The 18,433-nt window shown below is 66.5% G+C and carries 16 protein-coding genes and 1 pseudogene; 12 read left to right on the top strand and 5 right to left on the bottom strand.

Annotated features, from left to right (window positions below; genetic code table 11):
• Positions 1-191 precede the first annotated feature (191 nt).
• From ASE78_RS10270 to ASE78_RS10255, 4 genes are all read left to right on the top strand, one after another.
• Positions 192-1,169, top strand: coding sequence for a serine hydrolase domain-containing protein (locus tag ASE78_RS10270; protein WP_235515003.1), 978 nt, complete (start codon positions 192-194; stop codon positions 1,167-1,169).
• Positions 1,170-1,185: 16 nt separating this feature from the next.
• Entirely contained in the window at positions 1,186-1,659 is a 474-nt protein-coding gene (locus tag ASE78_RS10265; RefSeq protein ID WP_056496593.1) for a nuclear transport factor 2 family protein, read from the top strand.
• Between the two features lie 167 nt (positions 1,660-1,826).
• Positions 1,827-2,909: an AraC family transcriptional regulator gene (locus ASE78_RS10260; RefSeq protein ID WP_156351445.1), complete on the top strand. Its 1,083-nt coding sequence runs from the start codon at positions 1,827-1,829 to the stop codon at positions 2,907-2,909.
• A gap of 45 nt (positions 2,910-2,954) precedes the next feature.
• A complete protein-coding gene (locus tag ASE78_RS10255; protein WP_056496588.1) occupies positions 2,955-4,433 on the top strand; it encodes a S41 family peptidase in 1,479 nt (492 codons plus the stop codon).
• A gap of 85 nt (positions 4,434-4,518) precedes the next feature.
• Here ASE78_RS10255 and ASE78_RS10250 read toward each other — a convergent pair whose 3' ends face one another.
• From ASE78_RS10250 to ASE78_RS10240, 3 genes are all read right to left on the bottom strand, one after another.
• Positions 4,519-4,731: a helix-turn-helix transcriptional regulator gene (locus ASE78_RS10250; protein WP_056496585.1), complete on the bottom strand. Its 213-nt coding sequence runs from the start codon at positions 4,729-4,731 to the stop codon at positions 4,519-4,521.
• Positions 4,724-5,140, bottom strand: coding sequence for a hypothetical protein (locus ASE78_RS10245; RefSeq protein ID WP_056496582.1), 417 nt, complete (start codon positions 5,138-5,140; stop codon positions 4,724-4,726). Before ASE78_RS10245 ends, ASE78_RS10250 begins: the two co-directional genes overlap by 8 nt.
• A gap of 411 nt (positions 5,141-5,551) precedes the next feature.
• The gene (locus ASE78_RS10240) at positions 5,552-5,770 is read right to left on the bottom strand and encodes a hypothetical protein (RefSeq protein ID WP_056496579.1); all 219 of its coding nucleotides are present in this window, start codon (positions 5,768-5,770) and stop codon (positions 5,552-5,554) included.
• Positions 5,771-5,948: 178 nt separating this feature from the next.
• Here ASE78_RS10240 and ASE78_RS10235 point away from each other — a divergent pair, with 178 nt between their 5' ends.
• From ASE78_RS10235 to ASE78_RS10200, 8 genes are all read left to right on the top strand, one after another.
• Positions 5,949-6,866: a LysR family transcriptional regulator gene (locus tag ASE78_RS10235; RefSeq protein WP_162236487.1), complete on the top strand. Its 918-nt coding sequence runs from the start codon at positions 5,949-5,951 to the stop codon at positions 6,864-6,866.
• A 278-nt stretch (positions 6,867-7,144) separates the two neighbouring features.
• Positions 7,145-9,472 carry a TonB-dependent siderophore receptor gene (locus tag ASE78_RS10230; protein ID WP_056496574.1) on the top strand — a complete coding sequence of 776 codons (2,328 nt, stop codon included), beginning with the start codon at positions 7,145-7,147 and terminating at the stop codon, positions 9,470-9,472.
• 21 nt (positions 9,473-9,493) lie between these two features.
• Positions 9,494-11,287, top strand: coding sequence for an ABC transporter ATP-binding protein/permease (locus tag ASE78_RS10225; protein ID WP_235515001.1), 1,794 nt, complete (start codon positions 9,494-9,496; stop codon positions 11,285-11,287).
• Positions 11,284-12,642, top strand: a complete 1,359-nt coding sequence (locus tag ASE78_RS10220) for a metallopeptidase TldD-related protein (RefSeq protein WP_056496572.1) — start codon at positions 11,284-11,286, stop codon at positions 12,640-12,642. Before ASE78_RS10225 ends, ASE78_RS10220 begins: the two co-directional genes overlap by 4 nt.
• Positions 12,639-14,096, top strand: a complete 1,458-nt coding sequence (locus ASE78_RS10215) for a metallopeptidase TldD-related protein (RefSeq protein WP_056496569.1) — start codon at positions 12,639-12,641, stop codon at positions 14,094-14,096. Before ASE78_RS10220 ends, ASE78_RS10215 begins: the two co-directional genes overlap by 4 nt.
• A 14-nt stretch (positions 14,097-14,110) precedes the next feature.
• A complete protein-coding gene (gene trxA, locus ASE78_RS10210; protein ID WP_056496566.1) occupies positions 14,111-14,437 on the top strand; it encodes a thioredoxin in 327 nt (108 codons plus the stop codon).
• On the top strand, positions 14,434-15,276 hold the full coding sequence (locus ASE78_RS10205) for a hypothetical protein (protein WP_056496563.1): 843 nt from the start codon (positions 14,434-14,436) through the stop codon (positions 15,274-15,276). The genes trxA and ASE78_RS10205 overlap by 4 nt, the downstream gene beginning before the upstream one ends.
• 101 nt (positions 15,277-15,377) lie before the next feature.
• Positions 15,378-17,219 carry a DUF6055 domain-containing protein gene (locus ASE78_RS10200; RefSeq protein ID WP_156351444.1) on the top strand — a complete coding sequence of 614 codons (1,842 nt, stop codon included), beginning with the start codon at positions 15,378-15,380 and terminating at the stop codon, positions 17,217-17,219.
• 293 nt (positions 17,220-17,512) lie between these two features.
• Here the strand turns inward: ASE78_RS10200 and ASE78_RS10195 are convergent, their stop codons facing one another.
• Both ASE78_RS10195 and ASE78_RS10190 read right to left on the bottom strand, forming a co-directional pair.
• Positions 17,513-17,908 (bottom strand): hypothetical protein, encoded by a 396-nt coding sequence (locus ASE78_RS10195; protein ID WP_056496557.1) that lies wholly within the window; start codon positions 17,906-17,908, stop codon positions 17,513-17,515.
• Between the two features lie 29 nt (positions 17,909-17,937).
• A pseudogene (locus ASE78_RS10190) lies at positions 17,938-18,321 on the bottom strand (DUF3526 domain-containing protein); the annotation flags it as partial.
• Positions 18,322-18,433: the final 112 nt, after the last annotated feature.

Raw genomic sequence — 18,433 nt, 5'->3', positions numbered from 1 at the left:
TCATGGGCTTCGTACATCTCGCCTGCGCCACGATCTGGCTACGATAAATGCAGACGCGGCCTAGACGCTGTTAGCTGTTGCATATGAATAACACAGTCGGTGTGCTGAGGCAGGCGGTTTACGGCGGTTTGGTCGCGCTGGTGACTTGCACCTCTGTGGCGGACGCCGGAACGAACTCCGCGCTGCCGGATATGACCACAATCCTGCGCGAACAGCGCGTGGAGAGCGCGTCGATTGCCGTGATCCGCAACGGACGGATCGTCTCGACCGGGGCTTGGGGCATGGCGGGGCCGAACCGCGCGGCGACTATCTCCACGCCCTATAATCTCGCCTCGCTGACGAAGCCGCTCACGGCAGAGGTCATCCTGCGACTGGTGTCGGCCGGCAAGCTGTCGCTCGATGCGCCGATGGATCGCTACTGGAGCGACCCCGATCTGTCGCGCGATACGCGGCGGATGAAGCTGACCGTCCGCATGGCGCTGAGCCATCGCACCGGGTTGCCGAACTGGCGCGATGCGAAGGGGCTGGCGTTCGATCATGAGCCCGGCACGACCACCGGCTATTCGGGCGAGGGGTATCAATATGCGGCGCGCTACGCCGAGCACCGCACCGGGCAATCGTTCGAGACACTTGCTGGCCGCTGGCTGTTCGCCCCCGCCCACATGCGCGCCTCGGGCTATGTGTCGGCGCAAGGCGAGACGGTCCCGATCGCCGTGCCATACGACGACGTGGGAAAGCCGCTGCCGGTCGAGCGGGTGACGCGGTACAACGCTGCCGATCTGGCACACGCAACGGCGCGTGACTATGCGCGCTTCCTCATCGATGCCCGCAACGATCGGGATCTGGTCGCATCTGTCGCGGCGGAGCGCAGCAAATCGCAGGCCGACCTGAAGCCCGACATCTGCGCCGGAGCGAAGGCAACCACCTGTCCACCCTGGACCGGCTTTGGCCTCGGCTGGCAGCTCCTCGGCTTTCCCGGGGGCACGACGATGCTCCACACCGGCAAGGATGCCGGGGCGTTCACCTTTGCCGCGATCGATCGTGCGAGCGGCGACGGGATCGTCATCCTGACCAACAGCGACAACGGGTGGCGGATCATCCTGCCCATCCTCGAACGCACCGGCAGCGATCCGAAGCTGATCGCTTTCTTACGCGGCCAGATGAACTGACGGGACCAAAGCCAGGATGACCGCCATCGCCGTTGCCGTAGCGCTGCTCGCGACGCCCGTGCCGCCCCCCGCCGATCCGCTGACGACGGAAATCGGCGCGCTCGATGCGAAGGTGTTCGACGCCTACAATCGCTGCGACCTGCCGACCTTCTCCGGTTATTTCGATCCGAAAGTCGCCTTCTATCACGACACTGGCGGCGCGACGTTCGAGCGTGATGCGATGGTGGATGGCGTTCGCAAATATATTTGCGGGAAGGTGAGGCGCGAGCTGATCCCGGCGACATTCCGCGTCTATCCGATCAAGGACTATGGCGCGATCGAGGAAGGCGAACACCACTTCTGTGAACTGGCGACGGGGCGATGCGAGGGGATCGCCAAATTCGTGATGGTCTGGGCGAAACAGGATGGCACCTGGCGGATCACCAGCGTCCTGAGCTACGGCCATCGCGCCGCGACGCCTGCAGAGCAACGGAGCGCTGCCGGCAAATAGCGCACCAAGGCTTCGCGTTGGGATCGGGTTCTGGGGAAACACGAGCATTCTCGAAACCCGTCCGACATCATATTTTGAAAACTCCCAAGCGCCCGCGCATAACCAGTTCGATCGCCCATTGACGTTGCTGATGTAGCGAGGCTGATGGGCGCGTGAACATCGGTTCCATGTCCCTCATCCTCGGTCTGTTCGAGGCGCAGATGCTGGTGCTGGCGGCTGCCATCATCATCGGGCGAAACGGGATGGCGCGACGCTCTCTCGGTGGGCTGCTGATCGTCCTGTGCGGTATGCTGACGCCGTTCGCGATCGGCTATGCAGGCTTTTACGATCGCTGGCCGTGGCTTTCGTTCGCACCGTTCGCCGTTCCTCTGGCGATGGGGCCATTGCTGTACGCGCACCTGAACGCCTTGATCTTCGATCGACCGATACCGCGTTGGCACGCCGCATTGCCGGTGGCCCAGTTCGTGTATCAGGCCATCGCCTTCTGCCTGCCGCTCGATCTGCGGGGAGCGTTCGACCGGGAGGTGCAACGCCCGTGGCTCGATCCGATCCTAGCGGCGCTGCTGCTGGCATCGATGACCGGATATGCCGTTGCGGGCTTGCGCGTCCTGCGCCGCCATCGAGGCTGGTTGCTGGCGCGCCGATCAAACCTCGCCGCGGCAAGGCGCGTGCGAGCGGTGCTGATCGCCTATGCCGCGATCGTGACGGTGCGGACGGGATACCTGATCGCGGAGGCGTTGATCGCGCCGCTCTCCTACTTCGATATGTTCGGTTTCTACGTCGTGCTGGCGGTCGTCGGCAATTATCTGGCGATCGAGGGCTGGCGGCAGGCGGACGCCCGACCGCAGCCGATCGTGGAGCCGACCGAGCGCGACTGGCGGCCGGTCGCGTCCGGGTGGATGGACCGGATCGAAGCGCATGGATGGTGGCGCGACCCGGACCTCGATCTTGCTGGACTCGCGCGCAGGCTGGGGACCAACACCGCCTATCTGTCGCGTGGTCTCAACGAGGGGCTGGGGTTGGGATTCGCGGAAGCGATCAACGGGCTGCGCGTCGAGTATGTTGCCGCCCGGCTGCGGGACGGCGCCGATGGTGATATTCTGACGTTCGCGATCGATGCCGGCTTTGGATCGAAGGCGACCTTCAACCGCGTCTTCAAGGACCGGTTCGGCATCACGCCCTCGGCCTATCGCCGCGTCTCAACCGACAAAAACAACGCGGAACGCCCGGATTTGCAGCGCACCCCCTGACGTGCATCGGCATCGGCTCGGGGCACATCCGCTCGGAGCAACACCATGACACATTTCGATCGCCGGCACCTTCTGACGGGAGCGTCGGGCCTGATCGCCACCGCTTTCCTGCCCGTCCCAGCCAAGGCGACTGGCGAGCTGCTGTCACCTGCGGCGATGCGGGTGGACGTTGGCATCCTGTCCGATGCCTATGTCAGTCTGCATCCCGGCCTCTACCGCTATCTGACCCCGGCGGAGTTCCAACAGGAACGCCAGCGGCTCGATCGCTTCGCCGGCACGCCTCGCACCCTGGGGGACTTCTACCTCGCGCTATCGGCCTTCACCGCCGGCGTCCGGTGCGGTCACAGCTTTCCCAATCCCACCAACCAGGCACAGGCCGTCGCGTCGGCGCTGTTCCGCAAGCCCGATCGGCTACCGTTCGCCTTCAGATGGCTGGACCGGCGCATGATCGTCACCGCCGATCTCGGCAGCGGGTATCATCTGCCGATCGGAAGCGAGGTCGTCGCGATCGATGGTATCAGCGCACGCGACATGCTGGCGAAGATGCTTCCCTATGCCCGCACGGACGGCAGCAATGATGCGCGAAAGGTGGCCGACCTCGGCATAACCGGCGATGCCGGTCAGCCGACATTCGACGTGCTGCGGGCGCTGCTGTTCCCGTCGTCCGGTCCTTCGGCCCGTGTTATGGTGCGGATCGCCGGCAGGGCCGAGACGATCGCTTGCCCCTTGCTGGCCGCCACGGCGCGCGACGCGGCGTTGCGCCATTCCTCCAGGGATTCCCCCTATGGCTGGACGTTCGAGGTGCGCGGCGCGGTCGGCATCCTGACCATGCCAACCTGGGCGGTCTTCCAGGAAAAATGGGATTGGCAGGGCTTCATCGACGCCAGCCTTGACACCGCGGTCGATCGCCAGCTTTCGGGCATCGTCATCGACGTGCGCAACAACGGCGGAGGGCTCGATTGCGGGGCGGCGATCGTCGCCCGACTGATCGAAGCGCCCCTCACCGCAGACAGCTATTCCCGCCATGTGCGGTATCGCAAGATACCCGACCGGCTGGCTCCGTACCTCAAAACCTGGGACCCCAGCTTCAAGGATTGGGGAGCGTCGGCGGTCGGTCCGGACGCGGCCAGCTTCTACACCCTGACCCGTCCCGCCGAGGCGTCCGACACCGACATTATCCAGCCCAAGGGTCGCCGGTTCGCCGGCAGGGTCGCCGTTCTCGTCGGCCCGAAGAACGCTTCAGCCACTTTCGGCTTCGCAGGCCTCATACGGCGTCACCGGCTGGGAACGCTGGTCGGCGAGCAGACCGGCGGCAACCGCCGTGGTATCAACGGCGGTGCGTTCTTCTTCGTCGGGTTGCCGGGTTCGGGCATCGAGGTCGATCTGCCGCTGATCGCCTATTGGCCCGAGACGCCGCAGCCGGATGCTGGAATCATGCCCGATATAATCGTGCCGACCCGTATTGCCGATATTCAAGCCGGCCGGGATACCGCGCTGATGCGGGCGGTCGTCGTGGTAAGCTGAACGATCAGCCTTCGGACAGTCCCGGTTCCCAATCGGGAAAACGGCCGCTCAGAAACCGTGACCGCCCCGAACCATCACGGATACTCTAATCTTTCCACTGGAATACTTCGTCGAGAGGTTTTTCGAGGACCTTGGCTATGCGAAAGGCAGCTTCGAGAGACGGCGAGTACTTACCCTGCTCGATCGCAGCGATGGTCTGACGGGTTACTCCGATACGCTCGCCTAATTCCGCTTGGGTCATTTCGCCGGCGAGGAAGCGCAAGGTGCGAAGCTGGTTGGTAATCCTGCCCTCAACCATGCCAGCCCCGCCGATAGCTCGCCACCACGACGCCGTACCGGACGATCTCGGCAGCGACCAAAGCCAGTAGGGCCGCGTTGCTGATCTGCCATCCCTGCTTGCTGAACGGCATGACGACGCCGACGAAGATCATGCCGGTCAGCAGGACGAAATAGGCAATGCGGGTGCCGCGTCGATCGATCGCCCGATCCCGCTCGTCGGCTTTGGCTCGGGCTTCCTTGCCTGCCCGGACCGCCAGCAGGATACTTCCGACGATCATGATAACCGCCTGCGCGGTCGCAACCCCACCGAACAGCAGCAACATGTCGAGCATCGATCGCTGCGATGCCGCCACCAAGGAGAAATAGGCACCGTATGCCACCACCATCACCGACAGCGCCAACCACGCCTGCTTTTCACGCCATGCCATACCCATCTCCAAAGTTGATTAAGTATGACTCTGTGTCATGCATTTTTAACATGGAGTCAAATGTAGTTTCCACCGCCAGGATGATCGTTGAATGGCACTTGGCAGATTGCCTTTCCCGGGACTGGGTGGGTGTCGCGGGCGCGACGGCAACGTTCGTCGCTCCGCTACGCGCGCTGACGCTGCCGTGGCCCGAGCGACTGGCACCGAAGGTGGTCTGATCCCGGACCTTTCCGTATCGTGCCGGGATGAACATAGGCCAACTTGACGCCGCGATCCGGGCGGGTGCTGTCGGTACGATCGTTCTGATGGCATGGCGTCTGTTCGGCGCACGGAAGCAGGTTGGCTTGCCCGCCGCCCTGTTCGCACCATTGACGCCGTGTCTGGCGGGCTTCGTCATCGGCAACACGCCGATCACGTCGCTGGTCCCTGCCGGCAACGGTCGGGGCCGTCGCTCACGCGGTGAGCGGCTTCGCTATCGTGCTTCGACAGCCGGTTCAGATCGGGAGGGGTGTGACCAGCGATACCGCGGGTGAGCACGATGCCATCTGCCAGACCACCCGCCTCCTTGCGGATCTTCGCCTTGAACGGGTTGCTCCTGAAGGCGGTGGCCTTGGCGACGACCACGATCACCGACAGGCGGAGATTCCTGGCTCCAGTGAATGTCGGCACGATCCGGTGTGCATGAGATCGGCAGCAGCGCGGGCCGGCCTCCAACATCGATGGGCGGCGCCACGGAAATCAGCTATAAGACGGTCCGATGAAGGTCGATCACTATGATGATGGCGTCGACGCGCGACCGATCCGACGATTGAACCTGAATCTCCTGTATGCGCTCGACGCGATCCTTCGTTCGCGAACGCTGACCGAGGCCGGGCGATCCGTCTCGCTCAGCCAGCCTGCGATGAGCATGTCGCTGCGTCGCCTGCGCGATCATTTCCGTGACGAGCTGGTGCTGTACCGGGGTGCGGATCGCCAGTTGACGGCACTCGGCGAGGCGTTGCGTCCGCACATCGCGCGGGTGATGCGCGACGTGACGCAGGCTTTCGGCCTCAGTCTCGATTTCGACCCGCTGGCCGCCCGCCGTTCGATCTCGATCGCGGCGGACGAGGCGATCGAGCTGATGTTCCTCAGGTCGGTCGTCCCCGACATCCTGCGCGCCGGTCCGGGGCTCGACGTGAGGCTGGCGCCCTTTCATTACGGGTCGGTCGATCGCATGTTCGACGAGGGCGTCGATATCGCGATCGTCCCGGAAATGATGGCGGGTCCGACGACGAACATCCTGCCGCTGTTCGACCATGGGCTGGTCGGCATGATCTGCGATCGCCATCCGACGTTCGGCGACAGCCTGTCGCTTCGCGAGTACCGCGACGGACGCCACGCCGCGCTGGTCGAGGATGCCGAACGGATCGCGTCCTTCGCGCAATCGGACACGCCGCCCTTCAGCGACCGCAGGATCGTCGTGCGGACCGGCCATTGCGCGATGCTGCCGCATCTGGTGATCGGCACCGACCTGATCGTGACCGCGAGCAACTGGCTGACCCAGTATTTCGCGTCGATCCTGCCGGTCCGGCTGGTGGACCTGCCCGTACCGGGCGAACTGATGCGGATGGTCGCCGCATGGCCCGAGCACCGGTCCAACGACCCGCTCATCCACTGGCTGCTCGACCGGATCGTCGACCGGATCGATTGGCTCAATGCCCCGTTGCCGCGCTATCAACGGCGTTGATGGCTGCCATCACGACTTGTGATTTGTCATCGCCGACGGGCTGCGCCACTACATCCGGGTAGCGGCAACCCATCGCACCGGCCGGAACTCCGGCGGTAGACGACTCCCCCCGCTACGCGCAGGAAGATCGCCCAGCCATCACAATGGCGGGCAGCGAGACGCCGGAGATACACGCAGCGTTCGGCACGGAACGGCCGGCAAGCGGCCACTGCTGTCGCGCGTGATGATGTCCGGCCACGGGAAATCGGCCGCATGGCCGCTTCAGGGGGATTGGTATCATGAAGACACTGTTCGCGCGGGGCGTCCCGCATCTGGCTGCGCTGGTCGCGACGGCGCCGGTTATGGCGTCGCTGCCTTACGCCCCGGCGCAGGCGCAGGCGACGCGCATCACCGTTCCGGCCCTGCCGCTTGCCGAGGCACTCCAGCGGATCGAAACCGCGACCGGCGCCACGGTGGTGTATGACGGCACTGCGATCGGCGACAGCATGTCGATGCCCGTGATCGATGCCACTACCGCCCTCGACGCCGTGCGGCAGGCGACGGGCAGGCTGGCGGTCAGCGTCCGGGCGGACGAGACGGGGCGGATCATCGTCACCGGCGCCGGCGACATCGTGGTGACCGCGCGGCGGGACGAAGCCGAGACGGGGCTGCTGGTCCGCGCCACGACGACGTCGAGCCGCACCGGACAGGCCCTGCGCGACCAACCGCGCAACACCCAGGTGATTTCAAGCCGCCTGCTCGAGGAGCAGCAGGCGCAGACGATGACGGACGCGCTGCGCAACGCGGGCGTGACCGTCAACACCGCGACCGTGCAGGGCGGGGTCGGTTACTCGGTGCGCGGTTTCGGGGCCGGTGGACTGGTCAACGGGCTTCCGGCCGCGGGCAGCGATGGCAGCGGGATAGCGGGCACGACGCAGCCGATCGCGAACATCGAGCGGATCGAGGTGCTGAAAGGCCCGGATGCGTTGCTGGCCGGTATCGAAAGCCTGGGCGGAACGATCAATATCGTCACCAAGAAGCCCAGTGCCGAAACGCGGCTCGCGATGGCGGCGGAAACCGGATCCTACGGCCAGGGGCGGCTCACGATCGATGCCAACCGCGCGATCGACGCGGACGGGACCGTCAGCGCGCGCGTGATCGGCGCGGCATCTACCGCGGACCGGAATTATGGTGGCTATCGGGGCAACAAGGACTTTCTCTTCGCGCCCGGCCTGCGGTTCAAGAACGCGACGACCGACCTGATCGTCAGCGCGAGCGTCGGCGAACAGAAATTCGGTCCGACCCCGTTCGTACCGCTGAACCCGAGGACCAATCGCCCCTTCGATGTCACGACGACACAGCCGCTGTTCCGGCGTAAGGATCAGGGTATCGAAATCAATACGACGCAGTTCGCGGCGGACATGACCCAGAAGGTCACCGACTGGCTGACCGTCGTGGCGAGGGGGCAGCACCAGAAGACCTATGTCAACGTCCAGCAATATTCGCCCTTCGGCGTCTTTCCGTCGGGCGATGGCCGGATGGCGATCAGCAATTCGCGCTCGGCGCAGGGCCTGAACTCGGACGCCGTCGATGTCTACGCCCGGTTCAAGGTCGCCACCGGTCCGCTCGACCATCTGCTCGTCGCCGGATATACCTATGTCGACAACGACACGACGGCCTTCAGCTCGTCGACAAGCACCGTACTTACCTACAATTTCCTGACCGCCACGCAGCCGCCCCGCGACTTCGCGCCGATCAATCGCACCGATTCGATCAGTTCGAGCACGCAGAACGGATATTATGCGCAGTATCTGATGAAGGCGTGGAAGCTCTCGCTCCTCGCCGGGGTGCGCCACAACGTCGTCGACACCGCCTCGCAATTCCTGGTCTGGAGGGAGACGGCGAGCAATCACAGCGTCGCCACCACCCCGAATTTCGGCCTGGTGTTCGACGTGACCGACGACATCGCGTTGTTCGGATCGCTCGCCTACGGATATGCGCCCACATCGTCGATCGGGCGGGACCGCCGTAAATTGCCCGACATCAAGTCGCGCAATGCCGAGGCCGGCGTCAAGATCACGCTGTTCGGTGACCGGATGCTCATCAACGCCTCGTACTTCCGGTTGCGGCAGAGCAACCTCATCATCACCGATCCGACCGATTTCCTGTTCCCGATCGCCGTGCCCGGACTGCAAAGCACCGGTATCGACCTCAACCTGAGCGGCGAGATCCTGCGCGGCTGGACGATGCAGGGGGCCTATACCCGCACGGACTATAAATATCTGACTCCGTCCGATTTCGGCAACGTCGTGGTCGCCCAGCCGAAGGATAATTACAGTCTCTACACGTCCTACCGGCACAGCTTCGACACCGCGTTGAGCGGGGGCGTCGGCGCGGGGCTGTTCGGGCGGTCGAGCGCGTCGGTCGATATGACGGGCAGTTACTACGTGCCCCCCGCGCGCCAGATCGATCTCAACGTCTTTCTGAAATCGGGCGCGATCGACGTCAATCTGGGGCTGCGCAACCTCTTCGACCGCCGCAACTACAACGTCACCTACAGCTCGACCTATCTGCCGGTGGCGGAGCCGCGCAACTGGCGGCTGACGGTCGGCTACCGGTTCCGCTAGGTGGACGGGCGCGGAGCGGACATGACGTTGCCGGTGCCGACGGGCGGGGAGGTCCGGCGCGAGGCGGGGGCCGTCCCGCCCCAGCCCGCCCGGGAGCGGTGGCGGCACGCCTTCGTCCTGATCGGCCAATATTGGGGTTCGGCCGACTGGAAGTTCGCCTGGGGCGCGCTGGCCACGTTGATCGGGCTCCAGTTCGGCACCGTCTATGTCTTTATCGCTACCAATCGCTGGCAACAGGATTTTTTCGACAGCGTCGAGCAACGGCGCGTCGCCGAGTTCGCCGGACTCGTCCTCGCCTTCATCGGGGTGATGACGTTGCAGGTCGGTGTCCAGATGTTCACCAGCGCGGTGCGGATGGTGCTGGCGATCCGCTGGCGCGCGTTTCTGACCGAACGCTATGTCGATCGCTGGATGGGGCGCAACCGGTTCGCGGAAATCGAACGGTTGCGGATGATCGACAACCCCGACCAGCGGATCGCGGTCGATATTGCGGCGATCACGGGCATGGGGGGCGTCGACGGCATCGTACCGCTCTGCGTCGGTGTCATCGGCAGTATCGCGACGTCGATAAGCTTTATGGCGATCCTGCTCGAAACCGCGGAGCCGCTGCGGCTGTCGCTGTTCGGCGCGACGTTGTCGATCCCGGGCAGCACGATCTGGTATGCGCTGCTCTACGCCTTCGTCGGCAGCGTCGTCATCGCGAAGATCGGCAGCCCGTATATCCGGGCGACGATGCGACAGCAGCATGTCGAGGCCGATTTCCGGGCCAATCTGATCCACGTGCGCCGCAATGCCGCACAGATCGGATCGGCCGGGGCGGTCCCGACCGAGCGCGAGGGCCTCCGCCGGAGTTTTGGAGAGGTGCGCCGCAACTATCGCACCGTCATCTACAGCGTTCTCGGGATCAATGTCGGGCAGGGCATCTACGAACGGATCGGCAGCGTGCTGCCGTTGTTCCTGATGGCGCCGCGCTATTTGTCCGGCGGGATCGGCTTCGGACAGTTGATGGGCGCCCGCGATGCCTTTCAGACGCTGGCCGGGAGCCTGTCCTACTTCGTCCATGCCTATAACGCGATCGCGACGCAGATCGCCAACATCAACCGGCTGAAGGCGCTCGACGATGCGCTCGACGCGACGCGCCCGTCGGGGATCGCGGTCGATGTCGTCGCGCTTCCGGCTGCGGTGCTGGCGACCACCGGATTGTCCATCCAGCGACTGGAAGGCGGCGCGATGCTGACCGTCGCGGACTGGACGGTCCGGCCGGGCGAGCGCTGGATGGTGCAGGGCGCATCCGGTTCGGGCAAGAGCACGCTGCTCCGCGCCATCGCCGGGCTGTGGCCCGACGGGCAGGGGCGGATCGCGCTCGCCCGCGATCAACTGGTCATGATCGTGCCGCAGCGGCTGTATCTGCCGCTGGGCAGTCTGAAGGCCGCGATCTGCTTCCCCGACCCGCCGGAGCGACACACGGATGCCGCGATCGCGGCGTTGCTCGATCGCGTCCGGCTGGGCGTCCATGCCGCGCAGCTCGACACGGTCGGGATCTGGCAGGAAGCGCTTTCGCCCGGCGAGCAGCAGCGCATCGCACTGGCGCGCATCCTGCTCCAACGCCCGACGCTGATCGTGCTCGACGAGACGACCAGTGCGCTCGATGCGGACAACGCCCGGCATTTCTACCGGCTTCTGCGCGACGACCTGCCCGACGCGACGATCATCGGCGTCATCCACGACGAACGGCTGCGGCATTTCCATACGCACCGGCTGGCGATCGCCGATGGCCATGCGGTGCCGGCCGTCCTTGCGGGGGACGAGGCATGACCCGGCCCTATGCCGGCCAGACCGAGGCGGCGATGCGCGACGCGGTGTCGATCGCGGTCGACCACGCCGTGGGATTGGGAGCGGACGGCGTCACGGCGGGCGCGCGGGCGGGCGGCGGCCTTCGCATCGTCGTGCGCGACGGGATCGCCGACACCGCGCTGCGCGACAGTCACCAGAGCTTGTGGCTGACCGTGTTCCGCGGCGGGCGGAGCGGATCGGCCTCGTCCTCCGCGCTCGACGCGGGTTCGATCCGGCGCGCCGCCGACGAGGCGTTCGCGATCGCCGGCCATGTCGGATCGGACCCGATGGCGGGCCTTGCCGATCCGGATACGCTGGCGCTGGACGGCCCGATGCCGCCGATGCTGGCACCGTCCGGCCTCGATGCTTCGGCGTTGCGCGACATGGCGGTGGGGGGTGAGGCGCTGGCGCGGTCCTGCCCCGCCCCGGCGGGCGTCGATCTGCGCGTGACCGAAGCAGGGGCGGCATCGAGCGACACGGTGACGGCGCTGGCGACCTCCGCCGGTTTCTGCCGGAGCGCCGCGACGTCGATCCACCGGCGCTGGGCGATGGTGCTGGCGCAGGGGCCGGACAGTGCCGTCCAGGACGTTGGACAGACAAGCGACCGCCGCTTCGATGCGCTCGACGATGCGGCCACGGTCGCGGCCGGCGCGGTCGCGCGGGCCGTCGCCCGGCTGGGCGGACGGCGCATTCCCGGCCGCGCCGCACCGGTGCTGTTCGATGCGCGGATCGCCGCGACGCTGGTGGAGGACATCGTCGGCGCGCTGTCGGGCGGGCCGCAGCATCGCCGCGCGAGCTTCCTGCTCGATACGCTCGACCGGCCGGTCGCGCCGGTGCATCTCGATCTGACCGAAGACCCGTTCGAGCCATGGGGCATGGCCAGCGGCGGCTTCGACGGCGAGGGCGTGGCGGGCCGGGCGCGGTCGATCATCGCCGGCGGGGTCGTGCAGGGCTATCTGCTGGCCACCGCCTCCGCCCGGCGGCTGGGGATGCGATCGACCGGCAATGCCGACGGGCCATGGAACCTGCGCCTTGCCAGCAACGCGCCCGGTGGCGACGCCGCGGCGATGCGCGGGCTGCTGCACACGGGACTGGTCGTCACGCAGCTGCTGGGGGGCGCGACCGATCCGGTGTCCGGCACCTGGACCCGCGCGGTCGAGGGCCTGTGGGTCGAGAACGGCGTCGTGATCCACCCCGTCGCGGACATCACGCTGGGCGGCACCATGCGCGACATGATGGCGGGGATCGTCGCCGTGGGCGACGACGTCTATCGCAACGGCGCGATCCGGTGCGGCTCGATCCTCGTCGAGACCATGCACATCGGAGGTTCCTCATGACCGTCCTGCCTTCGGCGATGGACATCGCGACGGCGCGGATTCTCGAACCTGCCGATCTCGATCCCGCGCATCTGTCGCGCGCGCTCGGCGTGCTGGCGTCGCGCGGGGCGGATCTCGCCGATCTGTATCTGGAAACCGCGACGGTACGGCACTGGCGTCTGCAGGACGGGCGCGCGGTCGCGGGCGGGTTCGGGATCGAACAGGGCGTCGGCGCCCGCGCCGCGCGGGGCGGGCATGTCGCCTTCGCCCATTCCGCCGATCTGCGTCCGCCCGCGCTCGCCGCCCTCGCGCAGACCGTTCGATCGCTGCAGTTCGACGGGATCGAGCGGCCGGTGACGGCCGTCCCGTTCGGGCACGCCGCGGCCGGGCATGATCGCTATCCGATGATCGATCCCGTCGGCGATGTCGATGCGGCGCGCTGGATCGCGCTGCTCGACCGGGTCGATGCGCTTGCCCGGGCGGCCGATCCCCGCATCGTGCGGGTCGATGCCAGCGTGATGGCGACGGATCACGTCATGCTGGTCGCCGATCTGGACGGACGCATCGCGGCGGACGTCCGCCCGGTGGTGCGGATCACCATCGCCGTCGTCGCGGAGGCGAACGGCCGTCGCGCCAGCGGGCGGGCCGGGCTGGGCGGACGGCACGACGTCACCGGGCTGGACGACGCCGCGATCGCGCGCAGCGTGGCGCGTGCGGTGCGGATCGCGACGACCAACCTCGATGCCCGCGCGGCACCGGCCGGGGAGATGCCCGTGGTGCTCGCGCCCGGCTATCCCGGCGTGCTGTTCCACGAGGCGGTCGGGCACGGGCTGGAAAGCGATCACCATCGCAAGCGCCTGTCCGTCTTCACCGACCGGATCGGCGAACGGATCGCTCCGCCGGGGGTGACCGTGATCGATGACGGAGGGCTTCCGGGGCGCGTCGGATCGCTGGGGATCGACGACGAGGGCACGCCGCACGCGCGCACCGTGCTGATCGAGGATGGCGTATTGACGGGATTGATGCACGACCGGCTCAATGCCGGGTTGATGAACACGCGCTCTACCGGCAACGGGCGGCGCCAATCCTATGCCCATCTGCCGATGCCGCGGATGACCAACACGTTCCTGGCCCCCGGCCGGGAAGATCCCGCGGACATCCTCGCCTCGGTGAAACACGGCATCTACGCGGTGGAGTTCGGCGGCGGGCAGGTCGACATCACCAGCGGCCGCTTCAACTTCACCACCACCGAAGCGTGGCTGATCGAGGATGGCCGGCTTACCGCGCCGGTCGACGGCGCGACGCTGATCGGTGTCGGGACCGACGCACTCAACGGCATTTCCATGATCGGCCACGATCTCGCGCTCGACGACGGCGAGGCGAGCTGCGGCAAGCAGGGGCAATCGCTCGACGTCGGGGTCGGTCAGCCGACGATCCGCATCGATGCGATGATGGTCGGCGGCCGCAACGGATAACAGGAAAGAATGGCATGACCACTACAATACAGTCGGCCGGCGCCGACGACTTCAACCGCCTCGTCCTGTCCGCGCAAGGATTGGGACTCGTCGATTTCTGGGCGCCCTGGTGCGGACCATGCCGCGCGATGGCGCCTGCGCTCGAGGATCTCGCCGCCGATTACGCCGGGGATTGCGCGATCATCAAGGTGGATATCGAGGCGCATCCCGACCTCGGTAAACAGTTCAACATCGGCAGCCTGCCGACGCTGGTCCTTTTTCGTGACGGTGCCGAGATCGCGCGCGTGATCGGCAACAAGTCGCGCACGCAACTGGCGGCGCTGCTGGACGAAAATCTGTGACGGACACCGGAGCGTTCGGCGGCGACCCGAACGTCAAGGCGGCCCTGCTCGCGCGCATCGACCGGCACGTCGCGGACGGGACCATGACGTTCGGCGACAGTGCGTGGACCGGCGACGGCGGCAGCGCCTTGGGCGTGTCGATCGCGGGCATCGATCCCGCCACCTATGCCGCGGCCTTCGGCTATCCGCTGCCGCTGGCGGCCTTGCTCGATCCGCTCGCGCGCGATCTGTCGGAGGCCGGAGACGCCCCGGCGTTCGTGCGATCATGGGTGTCGACGGTCACGCCCGGCGCGGACCTGTCGGGGGTGCCGACCCGGCTGATGCTGTACATGCTCGATGATCCCCGGCTGCGCGGGATCGACGACGCATTGGCGGATCGGCTGGTGGGTCTGCACTGTCGCGATCTGGACGGCAGTCCGGGCGACCGGGGCGAGTGGTCGTCGGTCCGGCGATCCATCCTCGCCGCGAAGCAGGATGCCGATCCCCGCGCTACCGCCTTTGTGGTCGGGCTGTGGGAAGTGGCGGCGTGGCCCGCGGCGCGGGGCCGCTCGACACTGGTCGCCACCTTCAACGCCTGGCGGCAATTGCAGGCGATCGTCGACGACCCGGAATGGAGCCGCGAGGACGAATGCCGGAAAGAGGCGAAGATGAAGGCGCTGTGGTACGCCCATGCGCCGGCCGCCGACGGTGGCGAGGTCGATCTCGCGGCATTGTTCGAGGCGTCCGATCCCGCACTCGCACGCCGGTCGAACCGCAATCTCCGCCGGGTGAGGGACGCCCTGCACGGGGCGGCACCGCTGCTGGCGGATCGCTGCACGGCGCTGTTCCGGGACGCATGATGCCGTCCACGCGGGCGGACGATCGACGGATTGAGGGGGAGCGAACGATGACCAACGGAACGATACGCGATGCGGTCAGGCCTTTCGCAGGGCTGCTCCCGATGACGATCCTGACCATGCTCGCGGCGTGCGGCGGCGGCAGCGCCGGCGGCGGTTCGGTCACGCCGCCGCCGTCACCGCCGCCGGTCGTCACGCGGGATGCGTTTGGCTGCATCACCGGGGAATGGCGGGTGGCGGGTGGCGTGCCGGCGGAAACCCGATACCAGACCGATCATTTCGCGTTCCACTGGACCGGCGACGTCGTCGCCCAGGCGGATGCGGTCAAGGTCGGCCAGGCGCTGGAAAACGTCTATCGCGTCTACGCCACGACGATCGGCTTGAAGCCGCCGCAGTGCGAATCGTCGGACAAGATGAAGATCAACATCAACATCGCCGGGGACAACGGCATCAACGTGGCCGGCAGCCGGAACGGGACCGGCTACATTGATGCCAACGCGCTGGGGTTCGCGACGCCGCGAACCGTGGCCCACGAACTGGTCCATGTCTTCCAGAGCGCGACCCCGGGCTGGACCCACCTGCCGCGGTCGTTCTGGGAAACGCACGCCAATTACATGGTCGCGCAATTGCCCGATTTCCGCGGCGACGTCGATTGTTCGGAAGATGCCGTCAACGCCGCCTATCTGGCGCATGGCAACGCACGGACGCGCTACTGCGGCTGGCAGTTCTGGGATCGCATCGCGCAGAAATACGGCTATGACCCGGTCAACGCCGTGTGGACCGCGACGGGCATGGCGGGCGACCAATATGCCACCCTGGCCGCCACGCGCGGCTGGTCCGCCGCGCAGCTGAACGACGAATTCGGCGACTGGGCGATCCGCAACGTGACATGGGATTATGTCAATCGCGACGGATACGACCGCGGCGCCGTGTTCCGGAGTGCGTACGGTGGCTACGAGCCCGACACGCCGGTCGCCTTCCGGGCGCGGCGGCTGACCACGCTGGAGCCGATCGATCTTGCTGCCCGCCGCTTTGCGGTGCCGGCGGCATGGGCGCCGCAGCGCTGGGGCTATAATCTGGTGCGGCTGGTGCCGGATCCCGGAGCCTCCACGATCACCGTGGCGTTCCGCGGCGTGACCCAGGCCGCGTCCGCGACACCGGCATTGCCCGGCGGCGCCAACGAGCCGCTGCAGGTGCCGCCCCCCGGATCGGGCTGGCGCTGGTCGGTGGTGATCGTCGACGCACAGGGCGCACCGCGCTACGCTCCCGTCCTTCAGGGGGGCGACGAAAGCCAGTCGGTGGCGATCCGGGCCGACGATCGCGCCGCTTATCTGATGGTCATGGCGACCCCGGTCGCGCTCCAGCATCTCGACGACGACCAGGTCTATTATTCCGTCTACCGTTACCCGTGGATGGTGCAGGTCGATGGTGCCATGCCATGGGGCTACCAGCGCGACGTGCCGGACCGGATCGCCGGCGGCGTACGGCATCCCAACGGCAATGGCTGGGTCGGACCGGCGGCACGGGTCGATCCGTCGGTCTATGTCGGCCCCTATGCGCGCGTCTATGGCGGCACGGTGACCGGGAATGCGCGGATCGAGGATCATGCGATCCTGATGTCCGGTGCGGTCGGCGACCGGGCACAACTGGCCGCGTTGACGACTCTGGGCGGCACGGCGACGGTGACCGGCACCGCCCGGATCGGCGGCGTGTTCGATACGATCACGGGCAACGGGTTCGCGCTGTCCGGGTCCGCCCAGTTGCTGGGCGATGTCCAGATCTACGGGGACAACCGACAGATCGGGGCGCCGCTCTTCACCGGCTTCGCGACCGGCGTCTATTACGGGATGATCCTCCAGACCGACGGAAACGATCCCGCCCGCGGCGCCCTGCGGACCGCGCCCGTGCCGGAGGTGACCGCAGTGCCCGACTATCGCTGGCGGTGAGCACGGGAAATGTCGCGCGACTAGGATTATGCTGCACCCGGGCCGTTCCGCCGATCAGCGTCGCCCGGTGTTTGGGCCCTGGCATCTCCCGGATCGGTTTGACGATGAACCGGTCTAGCTCTGACGCCCCGATCTTGACGATGTATTCGTAGGAAACGAGTCACCTGGGCACCCCTATCAACGTGTCGCACGGCGATGACGGCGGGCTGACGGCAGCACGGGGTACGTCGCTGGCGGTTTGAGCGAGCCGTTTTCGGCTGTTGCCTGCCGTGAAACGTCCGCGCCAGGCGCCGCTATCCCATGGCGGCACGGCGTTCGTGGAAGATGAGGCGGTCGATGTTGTAGGCGAGATTGGCGAGCCCGACCTTCACCCCGACGCGGGCGATGCCGACCCCCGGGGGCCCATCGGGCAGCGTGCGGGCCTTGGCGAACCTCAGCGTCCAGCGCGCATTGGTATCCTTCTGTGCCGCCTTGGCCGGCTCGTCCGGCCAGATCTCCGCAGCACTCCTGCCCGCCTGGATCGCTTCCCGTTCGGTCGCGGTGTTGCGCTGCTTGGGCGCAGCCACCAGCGTGGCATCGACGATATGTCCACCCATCGGCAGATACCCTCGCTCGCACAGGGATCGGTCAAAGGCGGTGAACAGCGCATCGATCGCCCCGATGAACGAGCGCCCGAAGTTAGGAAACATAAAGGATCGTCTGAACGTCAACTTCTGAATTAAATTGCACCATTGTAAGTAGGCGCCTGAGAGAAGTTCGATTTTGTAAAAGGTCGATCACGAAACATGTAACCGTAGTAAAAAAGACGTAGCCGACGGTGAAAAGCGCGGATGCGGTCTTGATAGGCGAACTGGGCGGCGAGATCGGTCCGGGCGAGCCGCGTCAGCAGTACCTGCGCGCCGACGGAGGGCAGGACCCAACCGAGCGCGTTCGCGGTCGCCGCACGCTGTTCGAGCCCGTTGCGGTAGGCCTCCACCCGCAGTGCCACGCTTTCGTCGCCATTCTGATGAAAGGCGAAATACCATTTATAGTGGAAGCCGGTCGGCAGCGGAGGCGAACCGGCCCATGCCGGGTTGCTGGCATAGAAGCGGCGCATGGTTTCTGTCAATCGGCGTCCAAAAAGGACCCCCTATCGGCGTGCAAAAGGGACTCCCTTCGTCGAGCAGCTTGACGGGTATGACGGGCGCACCGTTCGCACTGGTTGCGGCGTAGGG

This window comes from Sphingomonas sp. Leaf25 (genome assembly GCF_001421635.1).
In the GTDB taxonomy this organism is placed as follows: Bacteria; Pseudomonadota; Alphaproteobacteria; order Sphingomonadales; family Sphingomonadaceae; genus Sphingomonas.
This window is presented reverse-complemented; position numbering and strand designations above follow the sequence as displayed.